At 64.2% G+C, this 3633-nt stretch carries 3 protein-coding genes; 1 reads left to right on the top strand and 2 read right to left on the bottom strand.

Features of this window, described 5'->3' with window-relative positions:
- Positions 1–79: 79 nt before the first annotated feature.
- Positions 80–1126, top strand: coding sequence for a phage tail tip lysozyme (locus A1351_RS02985; protein ID WP_064032134.1), 1047 nt, complete (start codon positions 80–82; stop codon positions 1124–1126).
- A 96-nt stretch (positions 1127–1222) separates the two neighbouring features.
- Here the strand turns inward: A1351_RS02985 and istB are convergent, their stop codons facing one another.
- Together istB and istA are read right to left on the bottom strand one after the other, a co-directional pair.
- Complete coding sequence (gene istB / locus A1351_RS02980; protein WP_064032132.1) at positions 1223–2032, bottom strand: IS21-like element helper ATPase IstB; 810 nt, start codon at positions 2030–2032, stop codon at positions 1223–1225.
- The gene (gene istA, locus A1351_RS02975) at positions 2029–3507 is read right to left on the bottom strand and encodes an IS21 family transposase (RefSeq protein ID WP_064032130.1); all 1479 of its coding nucleotides are present in this window, start codon (positions 3505–3507) and stop codon (positions 2029–2031) included. Before istA ends, istB begins: the two co-directional genes overlap by 4 nt.
- Between the last annotated feature and the right edge of the window lie 126 nt (positions 3508–3633).

Here is a 3633-nt window from a genome sequence, read left to right as displayed (position 1 = left end):
GAATGGAACAGATGAAAGATCGACACCTCAATATGACCGCGGCGCGCCCCCTCACTCTGTCCGTTGAGGTGGTCGCGTGATGACTGACGAACAAGGCGCTTCGAACCGGCTCATATTCCTGGACACCCTACGGTCCCTAGGCGTCCCCGAACAGTCCGCCCGCGGGGCTCTCGGCTCCATCGCCTGGGAGAGTGGTCACAACCTCAAGAACGCTTCGACCAACGCAGGGGACGGCTCTGACGGCTCCGACAGTATCGGCTGGGGGCAGTGGAACTCCACCCGCGCTGCCAATCTCAAGGCCACTGCCGCGGCCATGAACCTGCCCTGGACCGACCCCCGCGTCCAGGCGCAGCACATCAAGAACGAACTCACAGGACCGTATAAGGGCGTCCTCAACGCTCTCCGATCGGCCGACGACATGCACCACGGCGCTGACGTCTGGACCCGTCAGTATGAGGTCCCCGCGATCAAGAACGTCGACCAGCGATACGGCCGCGCCGTTGAACTGGCGAACCTCGACGGGGTCCTCCCGAGCCGTCCCGCGGGCATTGCGCCAGTGTCGGGTCTCGGCGACGGGGTCAATCCTCAGACGATGGCGGTCCACCCCTACTCGGACCACACCGGGACGGACGACATGTGGACGCCGCCGATCGACTCCGACCCGAGCGAGCGCATGAAGAAGCGTGACGAGGACGCGGCCCGGATCGCGGCCACCCCGTTCAGCCAGACCCTCAAGGACGCCTACAGCACAGGTTCGCTGACCGGCTCGGTCCTTCGCGCGGGAGAGTTGAGCGGCTTCGAACCGGACGCGACGTATCGTATGTCGGCCGATGAACTGGCCAAGAGGACAGAGCATCTTCCCGAGTCCTATCAGGAATGGTTCGATCGGAGCGTCTCTGCGGAGCACTCGGACGCCATTCAACGGGCTGCGGAACAGCACTATGCGTCCCTGGCCCGGCTCAATGAGCAGGGGTGGAAGGGAACAGCGGCTAACACGCTGGCGATGATCCTCGACCCCACGGCTCTCGGCTTCGGTATCGCAACGGGTGGCGTTGGCAATGTCGCCTCAAAGGCCGCCCAATATGGCGCGGCAATCTGGATGAGAAGAGCGCGACAATCTGGATGAGATTTTTCGGTCGCGGTGACGAGATGATTGTCGCGGAGCGACGATAAGGCAAGCGGATTTTTGGTGACGTTCGTCTTGATTGACGCGGAGCGACAATCAGGATGATGTTTTGATTGTCGCGCGCGCCGAGGGCCGGCCTGGACCAGCGGCTTTTTTGAGCGCGGCTTTACGTCGATAGCTGTCGACGTTCATCTCGAAGATCGTCGCATGATGGACGAGCCTGTCGACCGCGGCGAGCGTCATGGCTTGGTCTGGGAAGATTTTTCCCCATTCGCCGAAGGGCTGATTTGCGGTGATGAGCAGCGAGCGTCGTTCGTATCGGGCGCTGATCAGCTCGAAGAGGACGCTCGTTTCGGCCTGATCCTTGGCGACGTAGGCGAGATCGTCGAGGACCAGCAAATGATATTTGTCGAGCTTGTCGATCGCAGCTTCGAGAGTGAGGTCGCGTCGCGCGACTTGCAGTCTCTGGACGAGATCCGTCGTTCTCGCGAAGAGAACGCGCCAGCCGTTTTCGACGAGCGCCAGGCCGAGCGCCGCCGCCAAGTGTGATTTTCCGACCCCAGGTGGACCAAAAACCAGCAAATTGGCTCCTTTTTCGAGCCAGGCGTCGCCGGCAGCGAGCGCTTGGACTTGCGCTTTCGAGATCATCGGCACTGCGTCGAAGTCGAAAGCGGCGAGCGTTTTTCCGGGCGGCAGACGCGCCTCGGCGAGATGACGGGCGAAGCGGCGCTGACCTCTGTCGGCGAGCTCCTGCTCGGCGAGCGCCGCAAGAAAGCGCGCGGCGGGCCAGCCTTCCTTGTCTGCGGTGGCGGCGAGCGCGCTCCAGACGAGCTTGATGCCGGAGAGGCGCAGCTCGGAGAGAAGAAGGTCGACGCGCGCGGCGTCGATTTTGTCGTTCGCCTTCATGCCGCCGCTCCTTCGAGAGAGGCGAGCGCGTCATAGACGGCGAGCTCGGGCAGCGCGACAATCACATTGGGCGCAGTGCCGATCTTCGGTGCGAAGCGTTCGATCAGCGTGGAAAGGTTCGGCAGACGGCAGGAGTCGAGCTCCTCCTCGATCGCGACGGCGAGCTCGGCCTCGCAGGCGCGTTCATGCGCCAGGGCGAGCAGGCCGACCATGGTTTTGCAGGCTGCTTTCTCTCCGGTCTCGGCGAGCAACGCATCGAAAGCGCGCGCATAGGCGTGGCGAGGAAAGAGCTGCTCGCGATAGACGAGATTGAGCAGCGCCATGGGCTTTCGGCGCAGAGAGTGAATGACATGCCGATAATCGACGACATGCCCATGCTTGCCGCCTGGCCCCGGTCTGCCGCGCGGCAGATCGAACAAATGCGTCGACCCCTGAAAAACTTCGAGCCGATCGTCATAGAGGCGCACGAGAAGCTTATGGCCGATCAGCCGAGACGGCACTGTGTAGAAGACTTTGCGCAAAGTGAAGGCGCTGGAGGAGGTGACCGAGACCCGCTCCTCCTCGAAGTCCGACGTCTTGCGCGGCGGCAGATCCTTCAGTTCCGCGCGTTCGAGATCGACGCGCGCGGCGTTGCGGGCGTTGCGCCGACCGACGAGCTCGTCGACGAACTTTCGCCAGGCGCCGAGATCGTCGAAGTCGCGCGAGCCGCGCAGCAGCAGCTCGTCCTCGAGCGCGGCTTTGATATGGCCGTGGGCGCTTTCGATCGAGCCGTTCTCATGGGAGACGCCTTTGTTGTTGCGGGTCGGCGTCATGCCGTAATGGGCGCAGAGTGCTTCATAGCGGCGCGTCATATCCTCCTTGGCGTCGGCGTCGAGATTGCGGAAGGCGGCGGAGAGACTGTCGCTGCGATGCTGCTGCGGCGCGCCGCCGAGCGTCCACAGGGCGTTCTGCAAGCCTTCGGCGAGGGCGACGAAGCTCTCGCCGCCGAGCACGACATGGGCGGATTCGAAGCCCGAGAATGGCAAGCGGAAGTGATAGATCCGGTGCTCGAGCGGAACGCCGGCGATGGAGACCTCGAGATCGCGCATGTCGCAAAAATCCGAGAGCCCCATGCGGCCCGGAGGATGCTCCTGCCGGAAAATCACCTCCTGCTCGGGACCATGGATGGCGCGCCAGTTCCGAATGCGCCGCTCCAGCGTGCGGCGCACGCCGGCTCCGAGTTCCGGATGCCGCCGGCGCAGCTCCTCGAGCACGCCGATCGGGCGCAGGCCGGGCGCCGCTTTCAGCATGGGGATGACCTCGTTGTCCCAAACGCTCTCCAGCGGATCGGGCCGCCGGCGGGCGCGCGGCGTCTTCTTTTGGGAGGGAAGCCGAGGGTCATGTTCCAGCCGGTAGGCGGTCGCCGGGCTGAAGCCGGCTTTCGCCGCGGCGACGGCGGCGCCGTCGGTTTTTCGAAATTGCATGAAGAGCCTCATCTGGCGGTCGGTGACATGGCGGCCGGGCAACGAATCGGTCCTCCCGAGGGGAAAACCGACCCTTCGCCCGGCCCCGCGACCGGCAGACAGGCCGTTTTTTCGGCGCGCGCGGGGGTGTCGGCGTGA

Origin of the sequence: Methylosinus sp. R-45379, assembly GCF_001644125.1 — a bacterium.
GTDB lineage: Bacteria > Pseudomonadota > Alphaproteobacteria > Rhizobiales > Beijerinckiaceae > Methylosinus.
Note: the sequence above shows the minus strand (reverse complement) of the source record. Positions and strands in the feature narration are given on the sequence as shown.

Coding starts and splice junctions, on each gene's coding strand:
- A1351_RS02985 (WP_064032134.1), top strand. CDS start 80: ATGACTGACGAACAAGGCGCTTCGAACCGGCTCATATTCCTGGACACC.
- istB (WP_064032132.1), bottom strand. CDS start 2,032: ATGAAGGCGAACGACAAAATCGACGCCGCGCGCGTCGACCTTCTTCTC.
- istA (WP_064032130.1), bottom strand. CDS start 3,507: ATGAGGCTCTTCATGCAATTTCGAAAAACCGACGGCGCCGCCGTCGCC.